Below are 26,359 nucleotides of genomic sequence, written 5' to 3'. Positions count from 1 at the left end.
GCTGTACGTCGTGCACATCGTGACTGGTGGATACAGAAGCAAGCTGAACTGAGCGATACATTTACTAAAAGTAATGTAGACTCTGTGTCAGTTAGAACTGATCAGGATTACGTAAAGGCATTATTGAACTTATTTGCCAAACGAAATTAATGAAATCAAATATGAATAGAAATATTATTCTGATAGCATTATTAGGTCTACTATCTATCGGCAAAGTAACAGCACAATCTGTTACGGTGGAAGCAAAGATAGATTCATTGCAGATACTGATTGGTGAACAGGCGAAATTGCAATTGCAAGTTGCCATGGATGCCAGGCAGCGTGCTATTTTTCCTGCTTATGCCGATACTTTAATAAAAGGTGTAGAAATTATAGAAACCATCAAACCGGATACTCAATTTCTGAACGATCGCCAGAGAATGTTGATTACTCAGGAATATGTTATCACTTCTTTTGATTCGGCTTTATATTATCTGCCCCCAATGCCTGTTACTGTAGATGGCAAAGAGTATAAATCAAAAGCTTTGGCGCTGAAAGTGTATTCCATGCCGGTAGATACATTGCACCCTGACCAATTCTTCGGGCAGAAACCTGTGATGAAAGCACCTTTTGCATGGGAAGACTGGTACGGCTTGATTGCTTGTTCATTCCTGGCTTTACCTCTGCTCGGTTTGCTGATCTATCTTATCATACGTATTCGTGATAATAAACCGATAATTCGTAAGATAAAGGTAGAACCTAAACTGCCGCCACATCAGGCCGCCATGCAAGAGATAGAACGTATCAAAACTGAGAAAGTATGGCAAAAAGGGCAGTCGAAGGAGTATTATACGGAATTGACAGACACTCTTCGTACTTATATAAAAGACCGTTTCGGATTTAATGCATTAGAAATGACTTCTTCTGAAATCATTGATAAATTATTGGAAATGAAGGACAAGGAAGCTATATCTGATTTGAAATATCTTTTCCAGACTGCCGATTTAGTGAAGTTTGCCAAACACGATCCTCAAATGAATGAAAATGACGCAAACTTGATTAACGCTATTGACTTTATCAATGAGACGAAACAACCGGAAGAGGAAAATCAGAAACCGCAACCAACAGAAATTACCATCATTGAGAAACGCTCCTTGCGGGTGAAAGCGATGCTGATTTGCGGAATTACGCTTTTATCAGTAGCATTGATTGGTACCTTTATATATATAGGTATGCAGATATACAATCTTTTTGTATAAAGAATGTGTAGCTTGAATACTAAATAGTAAACTGTTAAATCATAAATAAAATGGTTTTTGCCAATATTGAATATCTGTTTTTGCTATTATTACTTATACCTTATATTGTATGGTATATTCTGAAGCAAAGAAAAAGTGAAGCTACTCTTCAAATTTCTGATGCCAGGGTATATGCGCATACACCCAAAAGTTATAAGAATTATTTGTTGCATGCTCCATTTCTACTACGTATCATAGCGTTAGTATTGGTTATTTTGGTTCTTGCACGCCCACAAACGACTAATAAGTGGCAAAACAGCGAGATAGAAGGAATTGATATTATGCTGGCTATCGACGTTTCCACCAGTATGCTGGCTGAAGATTTGAAACCTAATAGGCTGGAAGCTGCGAAGGATGTTGCAGCAGAGTTTATTAATGGACGCCCCAATGATAATATCGGTATTACATTATTTGCCGGTGAGACTTTCACTCAATGCCCATTAACTGTAGACCATGCTGTATTACTGGATATGATTCATAATATCAAATGTGGCCTTATCGAAGATGGTACTGCGGTAGGTATGGGGATAGCTAATGCTGTAACCCGCCTGAAAGATAGTAAAGCTAAATCGAAAGTTATCATCTTGTTGACGGATGGTACTAATAACAAAGGAGATATTTCTCCGATGACAGCTGCCGAAATAGCCAAGAGTTTTGGAATTCGTGTATACACTATCGGTGTGGGAACAAATGGAATGGCGCCTTACCCTTATCCGGTCGGAAATACTGTGCAATATGTCAATATGCCGGTGGAAATCGACGAAAAGACATTGACGCAGATTGCCGGAACAACAGATGGTAACTATTTCCGGGCTACAAGCAATTCGAAACTAAAAGAAGTGTATGAAGAAATTGATAAACTGGAGAAAACCAAACTGAATGTAAAAGAGTACAGCAAACGCGATGAAGAGTATCATTGGTTTGCATTGGCTGCTTTCCTCTGCGTGCTATTGGAAGTATTGCTACGTAATTCAATACTCAAGAAAATTCCATAAGGTGGTTTGTCAATTGTAATTTGTCAATCATAAAATAGTAAAGAAGATGTTTCGATTTGGAGAACCTACATATTTATATTTATTGCTGCTATTACCTTTCTTAGCAGCTTTCTACTTGTATTCCAATTACAAAAGAAGGAAGAATATTCGCCGTTTTGGTGATCCTGCTTTGTTGGCTCAATTAATGCCTGACGTCTCTAAATATCGTCGGGATGTAAAATTCTGGATCTTATTTGCTGCTATCGGCTTATTTTCAGTACTATTAGCACGCCCTCAATTTGGTTCTAAATTGGAAACGGTAAAGCGTAAAGGAGTGGAAGTGATTATCGCATTGGATATTTCAAACTCTATGCTTGCTCAGGATGTACAACCTAGTCGTTTGGAGAAAGCAAAAAGACTAATATCCAGATTGGTAGATGAACTTGATAATGATAAAGTCGGCATGATTGTTTTTGCCGGTGACGCATTCACCCAATTACCGATTACCAGTGACTATATTTCCGCAAAGATGTTCTTGGAGTCTATAAATCCTTCATTAATATCCAAACAAGGTACAGCTATCGGAGAGGCAATCAATTTGGCCGCCCGTAGTTTCACTCCTCAAGAAGGAGTAGGGCGTGCCATCATTGTTATTACGGATGGTGAGAACCATGAAGGCGGCGCAGTGGAAGCAGCTAAAGCTGCAGCAGAAAAAGGTATCCAAGTGAATGTATTGGGAGTAGGTATGCCTGATGGAGCTCCTATACCGGCTGAGGGTACAAATGATTATCGTCGCGACCGGGATGGTAATGTAATTGTTACCCGCCTGAATGAAGCTATGTGTCAGGAAATTGCCAAAGAAGGAAAAGGTATATATGTACGGGTAGACAACTCTAATTCGGCACAGAAAGCTATTAATCAAGAAGTGAACAAAATGGCAAAATCTGATGTAGAATCTAAAGTCTACACAGAGTTCAACGAACAATTCCAGGCAATTGCATGGATTATTCTACTATTGCTATTGGCAGAAATATTAATTTTGGATCGCAAAAATCCTTTATTTAAGAACATTCATCTGTTTTCTAATAAGAAATAGTTATGCGCATGTTAAAAAGTAAATATATTCTATTCGTTATGCTTCTGCTATCGGCTGCTGCTGTTTCAGCGCAGAAAGCAGAACGTGACTATATCCGTAAAGGAAACCGCCTGTTTAATGATAGTGTATTTGTGGATGCAGAAGTAAACTACCGGAAAGCTCTGGAAGTAAATCCTAAATCTTCAGTATCCATGTATAATTTGGGTAATACGCTTTCACAACAGCAAAAGTTTCAGGATGCTATGGAGCAATATGTGGCTGCTGGCAATATAGAAAAAGACAAAATGAAACTGGCGCACATTTACCATAACATGGGAGTACTTTTCCAGGCTGGCAAGGATTATGCAAAAGCTGTGGATGCCTACAAGATGTCATTGCGCAATAATCCTACAGATGATGAAACGCGATATAATCTGGCTCTTGCACAAAAAATGTTGAAAGATCAACAACAGAACCAGCAGAACCAAGACCAGAATCAGGATCAAAACAAAGATCAACAAAAGCAAGATCAAAAACAAGACCAAAATAAAGATCAGCAAAACGACCAGAAGCAAGATGAAAAGAAAGATCAGCAACAACCGCCTAAATCTGAAAAACAAAATAATCAGATGTCAAAGGAGAACGCTGAACAATTGCTGAATTCTGTGATGCAGGATGAAAAAGACGTGCAGGATAAAGTAAAGAAACAACAGAAAGTATTGCAGGGTGGTCGTTTAGAAAAAGATTGGTAATATAAAGTTGACGATATAAATTTCATAAGCAATGAAAAAACTGATTATTATATTGATGGCATTGATAGCATATGGCACTCAGGCATTGGCTGATAAAGTGTCTTTTACTGCTTCTGCTCCTGACGCAGTGGTAGTAGGCGATCAATTCAGGCTGTCTTACACTGTAACTACACAGAAAATTAAAGATTTTCAGGCTCCCTCAATTAAGGGATTCGATGTATTGATGGGACCGAGCCGTTCACAGCAAAGTAGTACCCAAATTATAAATGGTAATGTTACATCTACCAGTAGTATTACATTTACATATATATTAATGGCTAATACTGCCGGTGAATACACGATTAGTGGTGCTTCGATTGTAGCCGATGGTAATCAAATGGTATCGAACTCGGTAAAAATTAAAGTACTGCCACAAGATCAAAGCAGTAATGGAGGTCAAAACGGTAGTAGTAATAACAACTCTTCCATACATTCTTCGTCCGGTACGACTGTATCTAATCAGGACTTATTTATCACTGCAACTGCCAGCAAAACCAATGTATTCGAACAGGAAGCATTTGTTCTGACATATAAGATCTATACCAGAGAGTCAAATTTGCAGTTAAATAATGCCAAGCTCCCTGATTTTAAAGGTTTCCATTCACAGGAAATCGAAATGACAACAAATGCTAAATGGACTCCTGAACATTATCAGGGACGTAATTACTATACAACAGTTTATCGTCAGTTTGTACTCTTTCCACAGCAATCAGGCAAACTATATATAGATCCGGCTCAATTTCAGATGACAGTAGGAAAACCTGTACAATCAGCCGATCCTTTCGATGCATTTTTTAATGGTGGAAGTAGTGTGGTGGAAATAAAGAAAAATATCGCCACTCCTAAGATAGCAATAAATGTCAATCCACTTCCAGCCGGTAAGCCGTCAGACTTCTCTGGTGGTGTAGGAGAGTTTACCATTTCTTCATCTATTAATAGCAAAGAGTTGAAAACCAATGATGCTATTACTATCAAACTGGTTATTTCCGGCACAGGAAACTTGAAGTTGATTTCTAATCCGGAAATAAAATTCCCGGATGATTTCGAAGTATATGACCCCAAAGTAGACAATCAGGTTAGATTGACCCGTGAAGGACTTACTGGTAATAAAGTAATTGAGTATCTGGCAATTCCCAGACATGCCGGGACTTATAAGATTCCGGGAGTATCTTTCAGTTATTTCGATATTCGTTCCAAATCATACAAAACTCTAAAAACGGAAGAGTATGTAGTGAATATTGAAAAGGGTGCAGGAAATGCAGATCAAGTGATTGCAAACTTTACTAATAAAGAGGACTTGAAAGTATTAGGAGAAGATATACGTTATATCAAGCAAAACGAGGTAACTCTTCAACCTAAAGGTAGTTTCTTCTACGGTTCAATGACCTATTGGTTATTCTATATTATTCCGGCTCTTGCCTTTATTATTTTCTTTATTATTTATCGTAAACAAGCAGCAGAGAATGCCAATGTTGCTAAGGTGCGGACAAAGAAAGCTAATAAAGTCGCTACAAAACGTATGAAATTAGCAGGTAAGCTACTTTCTGAAAACAAGAAGGATGCTTTTTATGATGAGGTTCTGAAAGCATTATGGGGATATATTAGTGATAAATTAAATATTCCGGTATCCCGTTTATCCAAAGATAATATCGAAGAAAAACTGAGAAACCATGGAGTGAATGAGGAACTAATTAAAGGATTCCTGAATGCACTGAATGACTGTGAATTTGCCCGTTTCGCTCCAGGAGATGAAAATCAGGCTATGGATAAAGTTTATTCATCTTCAATAGAAGTAATAAGCAAAATGGAGAATTCAATAAAACATTAACCAAGAAGAGATTGTGTTATGAAAAAAATATTATTTTTTATATTAATATTAATGTCGGTGACTTGTTTTGGACAGAATTCACAAAACATTGATTCTATACAAGTTAACGATTCTATCCATGCGGGTTCTACTATATTCTCTAATGATACACCCGGTGATATTACAAAAGCTGAAGGGGACTCCGCATACATAAAGGAAGATTATGCCACAGCTATTCAAGTATACGAAACGCTGTTAAAGAATGGAGAAGCTGCTGACGTTTATTATAACCTGGGAAATAGTTATTATAAAATAGGAGAAATAGCAGAAGCAGTCCTCAACTATGAACGTGCTTTACTATTACAACCCGGTAATAATGACATTCGTGCTAATCTTGAAGTAGCACGTGCCAAAACAATAGATAAAGTAGAACCAGTTCCCGAAGTATTCTTTGTCTCATGGACTAAGTCTTTGATAAATAGTATGAGTGTAGATGCATGGGCAACATGGGGAATCATCTCTTTTATTTTATTCATTGTTGCACTCTATTTCTTCATATTCTCTAAACAGATTATGTGGAAGAAAGCCGGTTTTATATCAGGAATCATCTTTTTGATTATTACTATATGTACTAATCTTTTTGCTTCAGAGCAAAAAGAACATTTAGTAAACCGGAATGAAGCAATTGTTATGAATCCAAGTGTCACAGTTCGAAGTACTCCCAGTGAAAGTGGCACTAGCTTATTTATTCTCCATGAAGGAAGAAAGGTAAGCATCAAGGACAATTCGATGAAAGAATGGAAAGAAATTCGCTTGGAGGACGGAAAAGTAGGCTGGGTGCCGGCTTCCGCTATTGAGGTGATATAGAGCTAAATAAAAGATTTAATAAATTCAGAAAAAAGATAAGCAAATAATTTGTTTTATCTTTTTTTTTGCTTAAGTTTATAGCGTGATAAAAAAATCACATAGTATTAACCATTAAATTTACGAGACATGAGAACAATAACATTTAATGAACTTCGTAAGATTAAAGATTCATTGCCTAGCGGTAGCATGCATAGAATAGCAGACGAACTTGGTTTGCACGTAGATACTGTGCGAAACTTCTTCGGCGGCCACAATTTCAAGGAAGGAAAAAGCGTCGGAATACATCTTGAGCCCGGTCCGGATGGTGGGCTTGTAATGCTGGATGATACGACAGTTCTTGATCGGGCTTTAAAGATATTGGATGAATTGAATATGAGAATGCAAAAAGAACAGGCTACCGAATCTGTGCAAGTTTAAAATATAACAAACTCTGAATCCCAATTGAGCAAACAATTGGGATTTCTTATTTGTTCACCCTTCAAAAATGTACATTTATGGAAGACAAATTAGTAACCCTAGCCATTCTGACGTATACCAAAGCTCAGATATTAAAGAATGTCCTTGAAAATGAAGGTATTGAAACATACATTCATAACGTAAACCAAATACAACCGGTCGTTTCTTCGGGTGTTCGCTTACGAATTAAGGAAAGTGATTTACCACGTGCACTAAAAATAACAGAAAGTTCGACCTGGCTATCCGAAAGTATAGTGGGAGAGAAGGAGCCTAAGGTTGAAAACAAATCGAATAAGATTTTAATCCCTGTTGACTTCTCTAATTACTCGATGAAAGCGTGTGAATTTGCTTTTAATTTGGCGAAAACAGAAAATGCAGAAGTCATCTTATTACATGTTTATTTTACGCCTATATATGCATCATCATTGCCATATGGGGATGTTTTCAATTATCAGGTTGGAGATGAAGAAACTGTGAAAACTATTATTCACAAGGTACATTCAGATCTCAATGCTTTATCTACAAAAATAAAAGAAAAAATTGCCTCAGGAGAATTTCCTGATATCAAATATAGTTGTATTCTTCGGGAAGGTATTCCTGAAGAAGAAATACTTAGATATGCCAAAGAGCAACGTCCCATTGTGATTATCATGGGAACTCGGGGCAAGAATCAAAAAGATATTGATTTGATTGGTAGTGTAACCGCTGAAGTTATTGAGAGAAGTCGTACTGCAGTGTTGGCCATTCCTGAAAATACACCATTCAAACAATTCAGTGAAGTCAAACATATTGCTTTCATAACTAATTTCGACCAAAGAGATTTAATTGCATTTGAAGCATTCTTCAATACTTGGAAATCATTCCATTTCTCAGTATCTTTGATACATCTTACCGAATCCAAAGATACCTGGAATGAAATAAAACTTGCAGGAATAAAAGAATATTTCCATAAACAATATCCGGGGCTTGAAATTCATTATGATGTTGTAATGAGTGATAATTTATTAAAAGGACTTGATCAATATATCAAAGAGAATCAAATAGATATAATCACACTAACTTCATATAAAAGAAATATATTCGCGCGTTTATTTAATCCAAGTATTGCCAGAAAGATGATATTTCACTCTGATACACCGTTACTAGTTATTAATGGATGATCAAAACGGATATAAAAAGAGATTCACGATAAGGGAATAATCATTATTATGTTTAATAGAAAAAAGGAGCAAATTCATACTTTGCTCCTTTTCTGTTTTTGTGTCATCCAAAAAATATTATCCATCAATTGTTGGAAAGCCGAAACTACAAAACGATCCTTCTCAAAAAATAAAAAAGATAAAGAAGGTTACTATTTTACAAGTAACCTTCTTTATCTTTTTTATTCAGATTTATTCAGAAAGATGATTATTTCATCAACTTATCAATTTCTTCAAATTCAGGACCCATATTCAAGTTATAATAAACTCGGTAAAGACCTTGCAACCACAAATCTTGTTGATCAGGTTTCAAAGCTCTGGCTTTTTCATAGAAGGGTTTAGCTTCTTCATAGAATTTTTTCACTACAGCCTGTGCTTCAGCATACTTAGGATCATTAATATCTGTTGTAGCTTTGTCAGCATAATCCTGTGCCTTCATCAAATATACCAAACCAACGTTAGAGTATGCTTCTGCATATTCCGGATCAGCAGCAATAGCCTTCTTATAGTATTCGATTGCATTATCATACTCCTTCATGTTATGATACAGATATGCTTTTACATACAAATACAGTTTGTTGTTAGGATCATTAGACAACATTCTATCAGCAAATTCCATTGCTTTAGAAGCTTGATTAGAACTATTATAATAATCAACTAAGTTTGCAAAGAAATAGTCATTTCCCGGGAATTTTAGGATACCTTCTTCCAAAGCCTTGATCCATGCTGCAGTATCACCTTTAGCTTTATAAGCATCAGCCATCAACTGCATTGCAAATTTACCACCGTCTTTATCAGCCAAAGCCGCAGGTGCATATTTGATGATTGCGTCTTTATCACCTACTCTATCAGCAGCCAATGTTGCATAATAGGCAATTTGTGGAAGCAGAGTATCAGTTTTAGCAATTTCTTTGTCAGCTAACATCGGATAAGAAGCTGATTCTACGTATGTTGCGAAGAATTTCAGAGCTTCTTTATTCTTATCCAAATTGAAATACTGGATACCACCATTAATCAAGTTTGGACGTTCAGCCAACATGCTGGAAGCATTTGCCTTGCGATATTTGTTTTTAATTTTACCTTTTTCATTAGGAACTTGTGCCAAATCATCGCATTTTGTATAGTACTCATACATTTTCAAAATACTATTGTATACTTTCAATGTATCATACGGTTTTTTCAAAAAAGCATTTTTCATTTGCTCTTCGTTGATACGTCTCTGAATAAATCCAGCAACGTCCCATGTGTCAGCAAGATCCTTTGTTTCAGGATTCTTCATAGCTTCTTTAATGAGCTGTTCAGCCTGCTTAAAATTAGGTTTTACATCATTGGCAATACTCTTTGCTTCTTTCACATTCTTCATCTGAGCGAATGAGAAGCTAACAGCCATCAATAAAACCATCGAAAATAATACTCTTTTCATGATTGTTGTTTGATTAATTATTAATATTATGTCTATTCCTCAATTTCATTGTTGCTTTCGTTTTCATTAACGTCAGCTACATCTTCAACATCGGGAGCATCTGCGTTTGGATCACTCACAATAGTTCCCTCTGTTTCTTCTGCCGGTATTTCATCTTCAAGACTTTCAGTCATAACCTTACATACCGAACCGATCTGATCGTTACGTTTTTCAAGATTAATAAGACGAACACCTTGCGTAGCACGTCCCATGATGCGAACATCTTCCACTTTCAAACGGATAGTGATACCAGACTTATTAATAATCATCAAGTCATTTTCATCTGTAACAGACTTGATTGTTACCAATTTACCTGTTTTCTCCGTAATATTCATGGTTTTGACACCCTTACCGCCACGGTTAGTCTTACGGTAATCTTCGATTTCAGAACGTTTTCCATATCCCTGTTCAGAAACAACCATTACAGATTCTGTTTCCAAATCCTTGATACAAATCATTCCAACAACTTCGTCCTGGCCATCATTATCCAATGTAATACCACGTACACCCGTCGCAGTACGTCCCATTACGCGGACTGCTGCTTCATGGAAACGAATTGCACGTCCATTACGATTAGCAATGATAATCTCATTGTTTCCATTCGTCATACGAACTTCAATAACACTGTCATCTTCACGAATAGTAATTGCATTTACACCGTTCTGACGAGGACGGGAGTATTGTTCAAGCAGTGTTTTCTTTATTACACCTTTCTTAGTACAGAACAATACATAATGGCTATTAATAAATTCAGAATCCTCCAGGCTCTTGACACGCAAGTATGCTGTTACATTATCGTCAGAATCAATATTCAGCAAGTTTTGGATAGCACGTCCCTTAGAATTCTTCGTTCCTTCAGGTATTTCATATACCTTCAACCAATAGCACTTACCTTTTTGTGTAAAGAACATCATAGTATTGTGCATGGTAGCCGGATAAATATGCTCAACAAAGTCTTCGTCACGGGTTTCTGTACCCTTGGAACCTACTCCACCACGGTTCTGTGCGCGGAATTCAGTCAACGGTGTACGTTTGAGATATCCCATATGAGAGATTGTGATAATCATCTGGTCATCCGCATAGAAGTCTTCCGGATTAAACTCTTCTGAAGAATAAACAATTTCAGAACGACGTTCATCGCCATATTTCGCTTTTACTTCTAACAATTCCTCTTTCATTACCTTGCGGCATACTTCATCATCAGCCAAGATACTTTCCAAATAAGCAATTTGCTTCATTATTTCTTCGTATTCTGCATGAAGCTGATCCTGCATCAGACCAGTCAACTGACGCAAACGCATTTCTACAATGGCGCGAGACTGAATTTCTGTCAGGTTGAAACGCTCTATCAAGCCTGCAATAGCATCATTGGGGGTTTTAGCTGCACGAATAATACGGATTACTTCATCAATATTGTCCGAAGCTATGATTAAACCTTCGAGAATGTGTGCACGCTCTTTTGCCTTGCGGAGTTCAAACTGTGTACGACGGATAACAACCTCATGTCTATGCTCAATGAAGTATTTAATTAAATCTCTCAGATTCAGAGTCTTCGGACGTCCGTGAATCAGAGCAACGTTATTCACACCGAAAGATGTCTGCAAAGCTGTCATCTTATAGAGCTTATTCAGCACTACACTTGCGTTTGCATCACGTTTCACGTCAATAACAATACGCATACCGTCACGGTCCGACTCATCATTCGCATTCGAGATACCCTCTATTTTCTTATCGTTCACAAGGTCAGCGATGTATTTAATCAATTCTGCCTTGTTTACATTATACGGTATCTCGGTTACTACGATCTTATCATGCGTCTGTCCGGTTTCTATTTCAGCTTTTGCACGCATAACTACACGTCCACGACCTGTCAGATATGCTTCACGTACACCGCTTACACCATATATATATCCGCCTGTAGGAAAGTCCGGAGCTTTAACAAATTCCATCAACTCTTCTACCGTAATTTCCGGATTATCGATATATGCATCACAAGCATCGATTACTTCCGAAAGATTATGAGGCGGCATGTTGGTAGCCATACCTACAGCAATACCGGATGCACCATTTACTAAAAGATTAGGAATACGGGTCGGCATTACTTTCGGTTCAACCAACGTATTGTCAAAGTTAGGTTCGAAATCGACAGTTTCCTTATACAGGTCATCCATCATTGCTTCACCCAACTTATTAAGACGGGCCTCGGTATAACGCATAGCCGCAGGACTATCACCGTCCACCGAACCAAAGTTACCCTGTCCGTCTACCAATGGATAACGCATTGCCCATTCCTGTGCCATACGCACCATTGCAAGATAAACAGAAGAATCTCCGTGAGGGTGATACTTACCAAGTACTTCACCGACGATTCTCGCTGATTTCTTATAAGGTTTGTCTGAAGTATTACCCAATTCCATCATTCCGTATAAAATTCTACGGTGAACGGGTTTAAATCCATCTCTAACATCCGGAAGGGCACGTGAAACTATGACCGACATGGAGTAGTCAATGTACGATGACTTCATTTCCTCCTCGATGTTAATCTTTATAATTCTGTCTTGTTCAAGCATTTAAAATGATTATTAATTATACATTCTACGGTTTGTGAAAAACCACGCTAAAGTACTACTTTTCCCGGATATACGAAAGTTTTTGGGAAGAAACTTTTATTATGGCCGGAACGATGTCCGGCAAAGCTTTAAAATACGAAAACAAAAGGAGAAAAACAATAAATATATGGTATAAAGACAGTATAATATCAGGAAAAAATGCCTGAATGTTTGTTATACCTTATATATATAATGCAAATACACTGTTTTTATGGCACGCCATTTGTAGATATAAGAAATAAAGCAAATATTGCAATACAAACCTGATTTAATGCGTATATTTGCCAGTGAATAACCCTTAGAAGAAAAGGAATAAGTATGAATAATCAATTCTCACAAAGAGTTTCCGACATTATCGTCTATAGCAAGGAAGAAGCGAATCGGTTGAGAAGTAGGTACATAGGCCCTGAACACCTGCTTCTGGGAATGCTCCGTGACGGTGAAGGAAAAGCTATCGAGATATTGTCTAAACTCAACACCAATCTGGCTATAATCAAGCAGCAGATTGAAGCTCAATTGAAGGCAGAAGCTGATGATATGTTACTGCCTGATGCAGAGGTGCCGTTGTCCAATGATGCGGCAAAGATATTAAAAATGTGTATTTTAGAAGCACGTGGAATGAAAAGTAACATCGCTGATACAGAACATGTTCTGTTAGCAATTTTAAGAGAGAAAAATAATATGGCGGCTTCCGTACTTGAAGCAAATCATATAAATTACGCAAAAGTATTGGAACAAGCTACGTTGCAGCCTGATATCAACTCAGGCATGGGTTTTACAGAGGACGATGATGATGACGAAGAAATGTCCTCTCCCCGTTCAGGTGGCAGAGGCGGTTCTGAAGAACGTCAGCAGGCACAAACTGCTTCAAAAAAGCCGTCCAATGACACACCGGTACTCGATAATTTCGGCACGGATATGACAAAAGCGGCAGAAGAAGGAAGATTGGATCCTGTAGTCGGCAGAGAAAGAGAAATCGAACGCCTGGCTCAAATTTTGAGTCGTCGTAAAAAGAATAATCCGATTCTGATCGGCGAACCGGGTGTCGGAAAGTCTGCTATCGTTGAAGGACTTGCCTTGCGAATCATTCAGAAAAAGGTTTCACGAATTCTGTTTGACAAACGAGTGGTAGCCCTTGATATGACAGCTGTCGTGGCAGGAACTAAATACCGTGGACAGTTTGAAGAACGTATCCGTTCCATTCTCAATGAGTTGCAGAAGAATCCGAATGTGATTTTGTTTATCGACGAAATTCACACGATTGTAGGTGCAGGTTCGGCAGCGGGCTCTATGGATGCCGCAAATATGTTGAAACCGGCATTGGCAAGAGGAGAAATACAGTGTATTGGTGCTACCACCCTGGATGAATATCGCAAGAACATCGAAAAGGATGGCGCTTTGGAACGTCGTTTCCAGAAAGTAATAGTAGAACCTACTACTGCTGAAGAAACGCTTCAGATTCTGCGTAATATCAAAGACAAGTACGAAGATCATCACAATGTATATTATACAGATGAAGCCCTTGAAGCATGTGTCAAGCTGACAGATCGCTATATCACAGATCGTAATTTCCCAGATAAAGCCATTGACGCTTTGGACGAAGCCGGTTCACGAGTGCATCTTACTAATGTCAATGTCCCTAAAGAGATAGAAGAACAGGAAAAACTGATCGAAGAAGCTAAAAACAAGAAAAATGAAGCTGTAAAATCACAGAATTTCGAACTTGCAGCCAGCTTCCGGGATAAGGAAAAAGAACTCTCTCTCCAATTGGATGAGATGAAGAAAGAATGGGAAGCTAATCTCAAGGAGAACAGACAAACTGTGGATGCGGAAGAAATAGCTAATGTCATCTCAATGATGTCAGGTATCCCCGTGCAACGCATGGCTCAAGCTGAAGGCATTAAACTGGCAGGTATGAAAGAAGACTTGCAGTCCAAAGTCATTGCGCAGGATACAGCCATAGAGAAGTTGGTGAAAGCGATTTTGCGAAGCCGTGTAGGACTAAAAGATCCTAATAAGCCGATTGGTACATTTATGTTCTTAGGCCCGACAGGAGTTGGTAAAACCCATTTAGCAAAAGAGTTGGCCAAATATATGTTCGGATCTGCCGATGCATTGATTCGCATAGACATGAGTGAATATATGGAGAAATTCACAGTTTCACGATTGGTCGGAGCGCCTCCGGGATACGTAGGATATGAAGAAGGTGGTCAGTTGACTGAGAAAGTTCGTCGCAAACCATACTCTATCGTATTGCTTGATGAGATAGAAAAGGCACATCCTGATGTATTCAATATCCTGCTTCAGGTGATGGATGAAGGTCGTTTGACTGACAGTTATGGCAGAATGGTAGACTTCAAAAATACCGTTATTATCATGACTTCCAATATTGGAACCCGTCAGTTAAAAGAATTCGGACGAGGTGTCGGATTTGCGACACAAAGCCGCCTGGATGATAAAGAGTTCTCGCGAAGTGTAATACAAAAGGCCTTGAATAAATCATTCGCGCCTGAATTCATTAACCGTGTGGATGAAATTATCACATTCGACCAACTCTCTTTGGATGCTATAACAAAGATTATAGACATAGAGTTGAAAGGGCTGTATAGCAGGATTGAATCCATTGGATACAAGCTTGTTATTGAAGATAAAGCAAAAGAATTCATCGCAAGTAAAGGATATGATGTGCAATATGGCGCCCGTCCTTTAAAACGAGCAATTCAGACTTATTTGGAAGATGGCCTGTCCGAGCTTATCATTTCTTCATCCTTGAAAGAAGGAGATAATATTCAAGTCTCTCTCAATGAAGAAAAAGGTGAACTTGAAATGAAAGTTATTGCTGCGGAGTAGAATTATTTTCAGAATAAGCGAATCTTAAATATGCCATAATGTCAGACCTTCGGGTCTGGCATTTTTTTTGTCTCTATCTGAGCAAACATCAATTAAAATTAATCAATAGATAAACTAAAAAATATACGTATTATGCAAAAAGGTAATATTGGGGTTACAACAGAAAACATTTTCCCTATCATCAAGAAGTTTTTGTACAGTGACCATGAAATTTTTCTTCGTGAGTTAGTATCCAATGCAGTAGACGCTACCCAGAAGCTGAATACATTGGCTTCTATTGGCGAATTCAAAGGTGAACTGGGCGAACTGACCGTTCATGTCGAATTAGGTAAAGATACTATTACCATCTCCGACCGTGGTATCGGTCTGACAGCAGAAGAAATTGAAAAGTATATCAATCAGATTGCATTTTCAGGAGCTAACGATTTCCTCGAGAAATACAAAAATGACGCAAATGCCATTATCGGCCACTTCGGACTCGGTTTCTATTCCGCCTTTATGGTTGCGAAGAAAGTAGAAATAATCACTAAATCATATAGAGACGGCGCACAAGCAGTAAAATGGACTTGTGATGGTAGCCCTGAATTCACTATCGAAAACATAGAAAAAGCCGATCGTGGTTCAGACATCATCTTATACATTGATGATGATTGCAAAGAATTCCTTGAAGAAGCACGTATTTCCGGACTTTTGAAGAAATATTGCAGCTTCCTTCCTGTTCCTATTGCATTTGGAAAAAAGAAAGAATGGAAAGATGGTAAACAGGTAGAAACAACTGAAGACAACATCATTAATGATACGACTCCTCTTTGGACTCGTAAACCGAGTGAACTATCGGATGAGGATTATAAATCATTCTATAGCAAGTTGTATCCAATGTCTGACGAGCCACTCTTCTGGATTCATTTGAATGTGGATTATCCATTCCATCTGACTGGTATCCTCTACTTCCCGAAAGTAAAGAGCAATATCGAACTAAATAAAAATAAGATTCAGTTATATTGCAATCAGGTATATGTTACAGACTCAGTTGAAGGCATAGTGCCGGACTTCCTGACTTTGTTACATGGAGTAATAGACTCACCGGATATCCCGTTGAATGTTTCCCGTTCATACTTGCAAAGTGATTCGAACGTGAAGAAGATTTCAACATACATCACCAAGAAGGTTTCAGACCGTCTGCAATCTATCTTCAAGAATGACCGCAAGCAATTTGAAGAAAAGTGGAATGATTTAAAAATATTTATCAATTACGGAATGCTCACACAAGAGGATTTCTATGATAAAGCGCAGAAATTCGCCCTTTTCACCGATACAAATGACAAACATTACACATTCGAAGAGTATCAGACTCTTATTAAAGATAATCAGACAGACAAAGATGGAAATCTAATCTATCTGTATGCCAATAATAAGGATGAACAATATAGTTACATTGAAGCTGCTACCAACAAAGGATACAATGTATTGCTCATGGATGGTCAACTGGATGTAGCGATGGTAAGCATGCTGGAACAAAAATTGGAAAAATCCCGTTTTACCCGTGTCGATAGTGATGTGGTAGACAACCTTATCGTTAAAGAAGACAAGAAAGGTGAAGTCTTGGAAGCCGATAAGCAAGATGCTATCACAACAGCCTTCAAGAGCCAACTACCCAAAATGGATAAAGTTGAATTCAATGTAATGACACAGGCATTAGGAGAAAACTCTGCTCCAGTGATGATTACCCAAAGCGAATATATGCGCCGTATGAAAGAAATGGCAAATATTCAGGCCGGAATGAGCTTCTATGGTGAAATGCCTGATATGTTCAACTTAATCTTGAATTCTGACCACAAGCTGATTAAGCAGGTATTAAACGAAGAAGAAGGTGCTTGTCATGCTGAAGTCGCTCCGATACAGTCTGAAATGGATAACGTCAACAAACTGCGTAATGAATTGAAAGACAAGCAGAAGGATAAAAAAGACGAAGATATCCCAACAGCAGAAAAGGACGAGCTGAATGATTTGGATAAGAAATGGAATGACTTGAAGAGCAAGAAAGAAGCTATCTTCATTGGTTACGCCAGCAATAATAAAGTAATCCGTCAGCTTATTGACTTAGCTTTATTGCAAAATAATATGTTGAGAGGTGAAGCATTGAACAACTTCGTAAAACGTAGCATCGAGCTGATTTAAATATCGCCCTTTTAAACATTATATAACTACAAAAAGAGCATTCAACGTTAAAATACACATTGCAATGCTCTTTTTCATTTTAAAACGGCCTGCAAAATATCGATAAATTGAAAAGTATTGCATATATTTGAACACTTAATAGACAGAAATACCAATTGCTTGATTCGGGTTATGAGAAAAATTCTTTTAGTGTTAATTACTTTATGGCTGACCATTCCGGCTATCCACGCCCAAAAGGTAGGACTTGTACTAAGTGGCGGCGGCGCAAAAGGATTAACACACATCGGTATTATTCGCGCTTTGGAAGAAAACAACATTCCCATTGATTATATTGCAGGCACCTCCATGGGAGCTATCGTCGGCTCTTTGTACGCCATGGGATACTCTCCTGACGACATGGTGGAACTGCTGAAATCCGAAGATTTCAAACGATGGTATTCCGGAGAAGTGGAAGAAAAATACGTATATCACTTCAAGAAGAATCTTCCCACTCCTGAGTTTTTCAATATACGTTTCTCATTCAAAGATTCACTAAAGAGCCTGAAACCTCAGTTTCTGCCTACCAGTGTAGTGAATCCAATTCAGATGAATCTCGTTTTTGTAGACTTGTATGCACGTGCAACAGCCGCTTGCAAAGGGGATTTTGATAAACTTTTCGTCCCTTTCCGTTGCATTGCATCCGATGTATATAACAAGAAGCAGTTAGTAATGCAAAACGGAGACTTGGGAGATGCTGTCAGAGCTTCAATGAGTTTTCCATTCATGTTCAAACCTATTGAAATAGACAACGTATTAGCCTATGACGGTGGAATTTATAATAATTTCCCCACAGATGTCATGCGGGATGATTTTCATCCAGATATTATCATAGGAAGTGTAGTATCAACCAATCCCACCAAACCCAAGGAAGACGACCTTATGAGCCAGATAGAAAATATGGTGATGCAAAAAACCGATTATTCTATTCCTGATTCAGTGGGAATTTCAATGACCTTCAAATATGACAATGTCAATCTTATGGATTTTCAACGCATCGATGAATTACATGATATCGGATATAATCGAACCATCAGCATGATGGATTCCATTAAAAGCCGTATTCATCGCCGTGTCAACTATGATAACATACGTTTACGAAGAATGGTCTACCGGAGTAATCTCCCGGAGCTACGCTTCAAAAACATCATTATTGACGGAGCCAATCCCCAACAACAGGTTTATATTAAAAAAGAATTTCATAAATCAGACAATAAAGAATTCACCTATGAGGATTTAAAACAGGGCTATTTCCGGTTGCTTTCAGATAAAATGATTTCTGAAATTATCCCTCATGCGATTTATAACCCGGAAGACGACACATATGATCTACACCTGAAAGTCAAATTAGAGAATAATTTCGCTGTCAGATTGGGTGGTAATATATCTACTTCCAATTCCAATCAAATATATCTGGGATTGAGTTATCAGGATTTGAATTACTATGCCAAAGAATTTATTCTCGACGGACAACTTGGAAAAGTATATAACAACGTCCAGTTTATGGCCAAGATAGACTTTGCCACAGCCATTCCGACCTCATACCGCCTTATAGGTTCAATCAGTACTTTCGATTATTTTAAAAAAGACAAGCTCTTTTCAAGAAATGACAAGCCTGCTTTTAACCAAAAAGACGAACGATTCCTGAAATTACAGGTCGGTTTACCTTTTCTTTCGAGCAAACGTGCTGAATTCGGGATAGGAATTGCAAAAATTGAGGATAAATATTTTCAGAAAAGTGTCATTGACTTTGGAAATGACAAATTTGATAAAAGCCGCTATGACTTATTTGGCGGTTCGATTAGTTTTAACGGAAGTACACTTAACTCCCGGCAGTATCCGACACGTGGATACAGGGAAGCTCTTGTAGCGCAGATTTTCGTTGGTAGGGAGAGATTCTATCCAGGAGAAGGAACTACCACAGGAAGTAACAATAAAGACCACCATTCCTGGTTGCAATTATCCTATATGAAAGAAAAATATCATAATATGAGTGAGCATTGGGTTTTGGGATGGTATTTGAAAGCATTATACGCCTCTAAGAACTTCTCGGAGAACTATACAGCAACAATGATGCAAGCCGGAGAGTTTTCTCCCACACTGCACAGCAAAATGACCTATAACGAAGCTTTCCGTGCCAATCAATTCGTAAGTGCCGGTATTCGACCTGTATATCGTTTGAATCAAATGTTCCACCTGCGAGGAGAATTTTACGGTTTTATGCCCATTTATCCGATCGAAAGAAACTCGTTGAATAAAGCATATTACGGAAAAGCTTTCTCAAAATTCGAATATTTGGGAGAAATTTCTGTTGTATGCCAATTGCCGTTCGGAGACATCTCTGCATATGTAAATCATTATAGCTCACCGAAAAGGGAGTGGAATGTCGGATTGAGCATAGGTTGGCAACTATTCAATTATCGGTTCATAGAATAATTTTTCTACAAAAAAAACGTTGAAATGCTTGCTAGTTCGGGAAAAGTCCGTATCTTTGCACCCGTTAAAACAAAATAACGGTCGCGTAGCTCAACTGAATAGAGTAGCTGACTACGGATCAGCCGGTTACAGGTTTGAATCCTGTCGCGATCACTTATTTGATTTAACAGATTGGCCGCGTAGCTCAACTGAATAGAGTAGCTGACTACGGATCAGCCGGTTACAGGTTTGAATCCTGTCGCGGTCACTGAAAAAGAAATCACATATTGGGTCGCGTAGCTCAACTGAATAGAGTAGCTGACTACGGATCAGCCGGTTACAGGTTTGAATCCTGTCGCGATCACAAAATCCTCTGCATTTATTTGTAGAGGATTTCTTTTTTATCCCCATTTCATCGAAGAAATCGGCTCAGGGAAGGTTCAGGACTCAGTCTGAAAATTTGGGGAATCCAAAGATGCTAGCTTTATTTTATGCTTTTTCGTATAAATCATGTTAGAAAATATCATTATTTAAAGCACCTCATCGCCTAATTCACCGTTGGGCAACCATGAATTCACCGTTGGGCAACGGCAAATTTCTCGTTGCCCAACGGTGAATTAGCGTTTTTCTTTCAAAATGTCAAAAAAATAAGGGAAGCCTTTGAGCTTCCCTTATTTAAAAGAAATAAAAAAATACGTTTAATTCGCCAAGGACTAATATTTAAATCAGCATTTTATATTCAATTCATTCAAAACCTTCCGTATTGCCTCAAACGTAGTAATACGGGTAGGAACTAGCGGTAATCGAAGTTTATTTTCAATCATTCCCATAGCATTCAGCATTGATTTCACGCCGGCAGGATTCCCATCTACGAATAGCAGATCAAATAATTCTGTAAATCTGTGATGGATAGTCAGTGCATTGGCAAAGTCTCCCTGAAGCGCCAGGCGTGTCATACGGCTGAATTCACGAGGAAAAGCATTGCCGATAACCGAAATAACGCCCACAGCCCCTAAAGTGATGAGAGGGAAAGTAATGCCGTCATCACCGGAAATCACATTGAAGTTTTCAGGCTTGTTCTTGATAATATCATCCATTTGCGTGATATTGCCGGATGCTTCTTTTATAGCAACCACATTGCTGAAGTTACGGGCAATACGCAAAGTCGTTTCAGCAGTCATATTTACGCCCGTACGACCCGGAACATTATATAACACGATAGGAAGCTCCGTAGCTTCGGCGATTGCCTTATAATGCTGGTAAATGCCTTCTTGCGAAGGTTTATTGTAATATGGCACAACAGACAATATAGCGTCGACTCCTGTGAAATCATCATTTTTTAATGTCTCGACAATAGCACGAGTATTATTACCACCTACACCCAACAGAATAGGAATCCTTCCATTAACGCGGTCAATCACCATTTTTTTTATGGTTTTCTTTTCTTCCTCTGTAAGAGTCGGGGTTTCGGCTGTAGTTCCCAGCACACACAAAAAATCCGCATTATTCTGTAATAGATAGTCCACCATGCGCATCAATGCGTCATAGTCAACGCTCTCATCCTCTTTGAAAGGAGTAATCAGTGCTACCCCCATTCCTTTCAATTTAGTCTGTATCATGAGTTTTAATTATAATCTCTAATTTATTTAGCCGCAAAAGTACGAATATTTTTCTTATCTTACGATATAAGTTTCAGAAATTCGTCTTCGCTAAGTATGGTTATTCCAAGTTTTTCCGCTTTTTCCAGTTTCGCAGGCCCCATATTGTCTCCGGCAAGGATGAAACTTGTTTTCGCAGAAATACTTCCTACATTTTTGCCACCGTTTTTCTCGATAAGTTCTTTATATTCATCCCGTGAATGATGAGTAAATACGCCACTGATAACAATAGACTGTCCTGCCAACTTATCCGTATATCCACTTAAATCTTCTTCAGTGCGATAAAGCTGTAATCCGGCATCTTTCAAGCGGCTAACCAACTCACGATTAGACTCATTCGCAAAATACAGCAAGATACTTTGGGCTATTTTTTCTCCGATTTCATCAATACTAACCAGTTTTTCAAGGTCTGCCTGCTGCAGTTCATCTATATTTTCAAACGACTTCGCTATCTTCTTCGCCACAGTTTCACCGACAAAGCGTATTCCTAAAGCAAAGATTACCCGTTCAAAAGGAACCGTTTTACTTTGCGCAATTCCTGTTATAATATTCTCCGCTGATTTCTCACCCATACGCTCCAATCCCTTGATATCATCAGTTGTAAGCTTATACAAATCGGCCGTATTTTCAATTAAACCTAACCGATAGAACATATCTACCGTTTCCGGGCCCAATCCATCTATATTCATAGCCTTCCGACTAATGAAATGCTCTATTTTACCTTTAATTTGCGGGGGACAAGCCGTTTCATTAGGGCAATAGTGCGCAGCTTCTCCTTCATATCTGACTAATTTGCTGCCACATTCGGGGCAAGTAGTGATGAACTTAACCTTCTCACCAAGCATAAAACTACGCGCATCCTTGTCGACACCCGTGATTTTAGGAATGATTTCACCACCTTTTTCGACATAAACCATATCTCCAATGTGCAAATCGAGTCCTTCAATAATATCCGCATTATGCAAAGACGCACGTTTCACAACCGTTCCCGAAAGCTGTACCGGATCCAAGTTCGCCACTGGAGTGACTGCGCCTGTTCTGCCTACCTGGTAAGTCACCTTATTCAAGCGTGTCAAAGCACGTTCAGCCTGAAACTTATAAGCAATAGCCCAACGCGGAGATTTAGCCGTAAAGCCCAAATTCTTCTGTTGCCGCAAGCTATTAACTTTTAAAACAATTCCATCTGTGGCAACCGGCAGATTCTTGCGTTCGACATCCCAATAGTTGATAAATTCAAAAACCTCGTCCAATGTCTGGCATTTACGTGTCAAATCAGATATTTTAAAGCCCCATTTTGCAGCTTCCTGAAGATTTTCATAGTGTCCGTCACAAGGAAGATTATCTCCCAGCAGATAATACAAATACGCGTCCAGCTTGCGAGAAGCAACAATAGAAGAATTCTGCAACTTCAATGTACCGGAAGCCGCGTTTCTCGGATTAGCAAAAAGTGGCTCCTCACGCGCTTCCTTCTCACGGTTCAATTCCTCAAACACTTCCCACGGCATCAGAATCTCCCCACGAATTTCAAAAGTGGCAGGATAATTATCACCATGAAGCACAAGCGGAATGGAACGGATCGTCTTCACATTATCCGTCACATCATCCCCTTTTTCACCGTCACCACGGGTGACGGCACGAATCAATTTCCCATTTTCATAAGTCAATGAGATCGATGTACCATCATATTTCATTTCACAGCAGATCTCAAAATCCTCATTGAGCGCCTTGCGAACACGTTCATAAAAATCTGTCACCTCGGCTTCCGAATACGTATTTGCCAATGACAACATAGGATATTTGTGTGCCACCTGCGTAAAGTTCTTGTTCAGATCGCTACCTACACGCATAGTAGGCGAGTTTTCGTCTTTATACTCCGGATGCGCCTGTTCCAAATCCTGGAGTTCACGCATCTTGTCATCAAACTCCTTATCCGAGATTTCGGGAGCGTTCAACACATAATAATTATAATTATGCCGATGAAGTTCAGCACGCAATTCCTCTATTTTTTCCTTTATATCCATATTTCTTCGATTGTTTAAGGCAAAAATACAGGTTTATCTTTGAATATTTGTACTTTTGCGAAAAATTAAAGATTATGCGTATTGATATTATAACAGTTTTACCCGAAATGATTGAAGGCTTCTTCAATTGTTCCATTATGAAACGGGCTCAAAACAAGGGACTTGCAGAAATACATATCCACAATCTGCGTGACTATACTGAAGATAAATATCGTCGTGTCGATGATTACCCTTTTGGCGGTTTCGCCGGAATGGTCATGAAAATAGAGCCAATCGAACGTTGCATCAATGCCCTTAAAGCGGAACGGGAGTACGACGAGGTGATCTTCACAACCCCTGACGGAGAACAATTCGACCAACCGATGGCCAATAGCCTTTCTTTAGCGCAGAACCTGATCATTCTTTGCGGTCATTTCAAAGGTATTGATTATCGTATTCGCGAGCATCTGATTACTAAAGAAATCAGTATCGGAGATTATGTCCTGACAGGTGGCGAACTGGCCGCAGCAGTTATGGCCGATGCTATCGTACGTATCATTCCCGGAGTTATCTCCGATGAACAATCCGCGCTTTCCGATTCTTTCCAGGACAATTTATTGGCAGCTCCTGTATATACTCGTCCTGCCGATTATAAAGGTTGGAAAGTTCCCGCTATTCTATTATCAGGCCATGAAGCGAAGATTAAAGAATGGGAGTTGCAACAATCCTTGGAACGCACCAAAAAGCTTCGTCCCGACTTATTGGAAGACTAAAACTATAATGTAAATAAAAACGACGGTGAGAATTCATTTGATTCTCACCGTCGTTTTTATTATGTCCACCATCCGAAGGGTTTACCGGTTGCCTTTTCCTCTAAACACAAGCACCTTATTCACTCATCATTTCACGCTCAGTCCTACACTCCAAAACTTGGAAGGGAAATAGCATTTTTCTTGTGCACCCAGTGCGAATGGTTATTGTATGTTTGCAATTATACCTCAAGCGCACCAATAATTTCCTTTACGGACTTACATCCGTGTCTTTCCAAGTAATTATTTATACCATCTTCCACTTTGATAGTAACAGCCGGATCTATGAAATTTGCCGTACCAATCTGGATGGCAGATGCACCTGCAAGCATAAACTCAACCGCATCTTTCCAGTCCATAATACCGCCCAAACCAATGACAGGAATATTTACCGCTTTAGCGACCTGCCATACCATACGCAATGCAATAGGTTTTACGGCAGCACCGGACATCCCGCCTGTTACAGTCGATAAAATAGGCCGTTTACGCTCCGCATCAATCGCCATTCCCAGTAATGTATTGATTAATGACACACTATCTGCACCACTTTCTTCTGCTGCACGGGCTATTTCGGTGATGTCAGTGACGTTTGGAGAGAGTTTTACGATAAGTGTCTTTTTGTAAGCAGAACGCACAGCTTTCACTACTTCTGACGCACCTTTTGCTGACACACCAAAAGCCATACCACCTTGCTTCACATTAGGGCAAGAGATGTTTAATTCTATGGCAGGAATTTTGTCAAGTTCATTAATGATTTCGGCTGTTTTTACATAATCTTCGATAGCAGAACCCGAAACGTTTACAATCATATTCGTCTGGATGTCCTTTATGCGGGGATATATATATTCTACGAAGTAGTCGACACCCTTATTTTGCAGTCCTACAGCGTTTAACATGCCCGAAGGAGTTTCGGCCATACGCGGATAAGGATTTCCTTCACGTTTGTGAAGAGTAGTGCCCTTTACAATAATACCGCCTATTCGCGCTATATCAATGAAATCTGAGAACTCTTCACCATATCCAAATGTACCGGATGCTGTCATCACCGGATTCTTCATTTGTAATTCACCAATGTTTACACTCAAATCTGCCATAGTAGTTTATTTATATTAAAAACAGGACCTTCTTTACATACACACAAGTGACCTTCTGTCGTATTTTCCACACAGCATAAGCATGCTCCGATACCACAAGCCATTGTATTTTCCAAAGATACTTCACATTCTATCTGATTACTTTTGGCATATTTCGCCACGGCCACCATCATGGGCTTAGGGCCACAAGTGTAAATCTGCTCAAACCGTACCTTATTTAATATAGAATGTTGGGTGACATATCCTTTTTCTCCATGGCTGCCATCTTCCGTAGTAGTATACACTTCACCATATTTAGCAAATTCATCCAGTTGCAACAAGTCTTTATCGCTACGGGCACCCAAAAGGAAGGTAGGTTTATGCCCGTTTTTAGCCAATTGTTCACCTAAATATAACATAGGAGCTGTTCCGACACCACCACCAACTAACAGGAGCTTATCTGAAGGCTTTTGCGGCATTGTGTAGCCATTTCCCAGCGGAAGTATCGTGTTGATTACATCGCCCGGATTTATCTCTGCCAGGCGCTTTGTTCCGTCTCCAACCATTTGGATCAGAAACCATACTTCATTTCGTTGTTTATCTACAAAATTAATAGAAATAGGGCGACGCAGGAAAGTAGTAAGCGAACCGTCCACCCGGAGTTCAGCAAACTGCCCGGGCAACATTTCGGGCAGTAACGACGAAGAAGTCAGTTTTAGCAATACATAATTAGCATGCAGTTTGATATTCTCCGTAACCGTCAGATCTAAAATAAATTTCTTCATGTATGGATATAAAAAGTATAAATTCGTATTCCGGGTGC

The 26,359-nt window shown here is 38.9% G+C and carries 18 protein-coding genes, 3 tRNA genes and 1 pseudogene; 16 read left to right on the top strand and 6 right to left on the bottom strand.

Annotation, left to right across the window (positions count from 1 at the left end; translation table 11 throughout):
* The 9 genes and pseudogenes from AB5443_RS06240 to AB5443_RS06200 all read left to right on the top strand — a co-directional run.
* Window positions 1-150 (top strand): annotated as a pseudogene (locus AB5443_RS06240) (DUF58 domain-containing protein); the annotation flags it as partial.
* Between the two features lie 11 nt (window positions 151-161).
* Entirely contained in the window at window positions 162-1,238 is a 1,077-nt protein-coding gene (locus AB5443_RS06235) for a BatD family protein (protein WP_022138237.1), read from the top strand.
* A 50-nt stretch (window positions 1,239-1,288) separates the two neighbouring features.
* Window positions 1,289-2,272, top strand: coding sequence for a VWA domain-containing protein (locus AB5443_RS06230; protein WP_022138236.1), 984 nt, complete (start codon window positions 1,289-1,291; stop codon window positions 2,270-2,272).
* A gap of 46 nt (window positions 2,273-2,318) precedes the next feature.
* On the top strand, window positions 2,319-3,347 hold the full coding sequence (locus AB5443_RS06225) for a VWA domain-containing protein (protein WP_277133080.1): 1,029 nt from the start codon (window positions 2,319-2,321) through the stop codon (window positions 3,345-3,347).
* Between the two features lie 8 nt (window positions 3,348-3,355).
* Window positions 3,356-4,078, top strand: a complete 723-nt coding sequence (locus tag AB5443_RS06220) for a tetratricopeptide repeat protein (protein ID WP_277133079.1) — start codon at window positions 3,356-3,358, stop codon at window positions 4,076-4,078.
* Window positions 4,079-4,109: 31 nt separating this feature from the next.
* Window positions 4,110-5,945: a BatD family protein gene (locus AB5443_RS06215; protein WP_195407293.1), complete on the top strand. Its 1,836-nt coding sequence runs from the start codon at window positions 4,110-4,112 to the stop codon at window positions 5,943-5,945.
* A gap of 18 nt (window positions 5,946-5,963) precedes the next feature.
* Window positions 5,964-6,791: a tetratricopeptide repeat protein gene (locus tag AB5443_RS06210; protein ID WP_368113469.1), complete on the top strand. Its 828-nt coding sequence runs from the start codon at window positions 5,964-5,966 to the stop codon at window positions 6,789-6,791.
* A gap of 126 nt (window positions 6,792-6,917) precedes the next feature.
* Window positions 6,918-7,208 (top strand): hypothetical protein, encoded by a 291-nt coding sequence (locus AB5443_RS06205; protein ID WP_022138231.1) that lies wholly within the window; start codon window positions 6,918-6,920, stop codon window positions 7,206-7,208.
* A gap of 77 nt (window positions 7,209-7,285) precedes the next feature.
* On the top strand, window positions 7,286-8,407 hold the full coding sequence (locus tag AB5443_RS06200; protein ID WP_073345353.1) for a universal stress protein: 1,122 nt from the start codon (window positions 7,286-7,288) through the stop codon (window positions 8,405-8,407).
* A 247-nt stretch (window positions 8,408-8,654) separates the two neighbouring features.
* Here AB5443_RS06200 and AB5443_RS06195 read toward each other — a convergent pair whose 3' ends face one another.
* Together AB5443_RS06195 and gyrA are read right to left on the bottom strand one after the other, a co-directional pair.
* Window positions 8,655-9,869 carry a lipopolysaccharide assembly protein LapB gene (locus tag AB5443_RS06195; RefSeq protein WP_073345355.1) on the bottom strand — a complete coding sequence of 405 codons (1,215 nt, stop codon included), beginning with the start codon at window positions 9,867-9,869 and terminating at the stop codon, window positions 8,655-8,657.
* A 32-nt stretch (window positions 9,870-9,901) separates the two neighbouring features.
* On the bottom strand, window positions 9,902-12,478 hold the full coding sequence (gene gyrA, locus AB5443_RS06190) for a DNA gyrase subunit A (RefSeq protein WP_195407296.1): 2,577 nt from the start codon (window positions 12,476-12,478) through the stop codon (window positions 9,902-9,904).
* Window positions 12,479-12,835: 357 nt separating this feature from the next.
* On the opposite strand from gyrA, the gene AB5443_RS06185 reads away from it, so the two are divergent.
* From AB5443_RS06185 to AB5443_RS06160, 6 genes are all read left to right on the top strand, one after another.
* The gene (locus AB5443_RS06185) at window positions 12,836-15,367 is read left to right on the top strand and encodes an ATP-dependent Clp protease ATP-binding subunit (RefSeq protein ID WP_277133075.1); all 2,532 of its coding nucleotides are present in this window, start codon (window positions 12,836-12,838) and stop codon (window positions 15,365-15,367) included.
* 132 nt (window positions 15,368-15,499) lie between these two features.
* Entirely contained in the window at window positions 15,500-17,545 is a 2,046-nt protein-coding gene (htpG, locus tag AB5443_RS06180; protein ID WP_277133073.1) for a molecular chaperone HtpG, read from the top strand.
* Window positions 17,546-17,716: 171 nt separating this feature from the next.
* On the top strand, window positions 17,717-20,017 hold the full coding sequence (locus AB5443_RS06175; protein WP_277133071.1) for a patatin-like phospholipase family protein: 2,301 nt from the start codon (window positions 17,717-17,719) through the stop codon (window positions 20,015-20,017).
* 79 nt (window positions 20,018-20,096) lie between these two features.
* Window positions 20,097-20,170, top strand: a tRNA-Arg gene (locus AB5443_RS06170).
* A gap of 20 nt (window positions 20,171-20,190) precedes the next feature.
* Window positions 20,191-20,264: transfer RNA gene (locus AB5443_RS06165), tRNA-Arg, on the top strand.
* 22 nt (window positions 20,265-20,286) lie between these two features.
* A tRNA-Arg gene (locus AB5443_RS06160) sits at window positions 20,287-20,360 on the top strand.
* A gap of 361 nt (window positions 20,361-20,721) precedes the next feature.
* Here AB5443_RS06160 and dapA read toward each other — a convergent pair.
* Both dapA and ligA read right to left on the bottom strand, forming a co-directional pair.
* Complete coding sequence (gene dapA, locus AB5443_RS06155) at window positions 20,722-21,615, bottom strand: 4-hydroxy-tetrahydrodipicolinate synthase (protein WP_073345374.1); 894 nt, start codon at window positions 21,613-21,615, stop codon at window positions 20,722-20,724.
* Between the two features lie 59 nt (window positions 21,616-21,674).
* Window positions 21,675-23,675, bottom strand: a complete 2,001-nt coding sequence (gene ligA, locus AB5443_RS06150) for an NAD-dependent DNA ligase LigA (protein ID WP_277135568.1) — start codon at window positions 23,673-23,675, stop codon at window positions 21,675-21,677.
* A 74-nt stretch (window positions 23,676-23,749) separates the two neighbouring features.
* Here ligA and trmD point away from each other — a divergent pair, with 74 nt between their 5' ends.
* Window positions 23,750-24,427, top strand: a complete 678-nt coding sequence (gene trmD / locus AB5443_RS06145) for a tRNA (guanosine(37)-N1)-methyltransferase TrmD (RefSeq protein ID WP_277135569.1) — start codon at window positions 23,750-23,752, stop codon at window positions 24,425-24,427.
* Window positions 24,428-24,645: 218 nt separating this feature from the next.
* On the opposite strand, the gene AB5443_RS06140 is transcribed toward trmD, so the two are convergent.
* Both AB5443_RS06140 and AB5443_RS06135 read right to left on the bottom strand, forming a co-directional pair.
* Complete coding sequence (locus AB5443_RS06140; RefSeq protein WP_277135570.1) at window positions 24,646-25,557, bottom strand: dihydroorotate dehydrogenase; 912 nt, start codon at window positions 25,555-25,557, stop codon at window positions 24,646-24,648.
* Window positions 25,545-26,321 (bottom strand): dihydroorotate dehydrogenase electron transfer subunit, encoded by a 777-nt coding sequence (locus tag AB5443_RS06135; protein WP_044655173.1) that lies wholly within the window; start codon window positions 26,319-26,321, stop codon window positions 25,545-25,547. The genes AB5443_RS06140 and AB5443_RS06135 overlap by 13 nt, the downstream gene beginning before the upstream one ends.
* Window positions 26,322-26,359 lie beyond the last annotated feature (38 nt).

Source organism: Bacteroides sp. RTP21281st1_H5_RTP21281_210402 (genome assembly GCF_040918965.1).
In the GTDB taxonomy this organism is placed as follows: Bacteria; Bacteroidota; Bacteroidia; order Bacteroidales; family Bacteroidaceae; genus Bacteroides; species Bacteroides congonensis.
Note: the sequence above shows the minus strand (reverse complement) of the source record. Positions and strands in the feature narration are given on the sequence as shown.